This window comes from Aeromonas sp. LsrichE-8G (genome assembly GCF_022869435.1).
In the GTDB taxonomy this organism is placed as follows: Bacteria; Pseudomonadota; Gammaproteobacteria; order Enterobacterales; family Aeromonadaceae; genus Aeromonas; species Aeromonas caviae.
The window spans coordinates 1-467 of the sequence record NZ_JALIHH010000073.1 but is presented as its reverse complement, the minus strand read 5'-3'; the positions used below and the strand labels follow the sequence as shown (position 1 = coordinate 467).

The 467-nt window shown below is 50.3% G+C and carries 1 pseudogene; it reads left to right on the top strand.

Going from position 1 to position 467, the window contains the following annotated elements:
- Positions 1-442, top strand: a pseudogene (locus MUW49_RS12850) (IS630-like element ISAhy2 family transposase); the annotation flags it as partial.
- Positions 443-467 lie beyond the last annotated feature (25 nt).

Genomic DNA, 467 nt, shown 5'->3' with positions numbered 1-467 from the left:
CAGAGCGCAGCAAAAGCGGGTTGTCACACCGGGGCAGAATGCCAAGCATTATCTGGCAGGCGTTCTCCACGCAGGCAACGGAAGGGTACTTTACGTCAGCGGGATCAAGAAAAACTCATCGCTGTTTATTGCCATGCTGGAAAAGCTGCGCCACCACTACCGACGAGCCAAAACCATCACGTTGATCCTCGATAACTACATCATTCACAAAAGCAAACAGACCGAGCGATGGTTGAAGAAGAATCCCAAGTTCTGCCTGGTGTTCCAGCCAGTTTACAGCCCTTGGGTTAATCACATAGAACGGCTATGGCACAAGTTACATGAAACCATCACGCGCAATCATCAATGCAGAGGGATGGCAAACCTGCTGGCCCGAGTGAAACACTTCATGGATACCGTGTCTCCTTTCCCGGGGAATGGCTATGGCACAGCGAAGGTGTAGCACTATTGGGATCAGTTATTTAGTT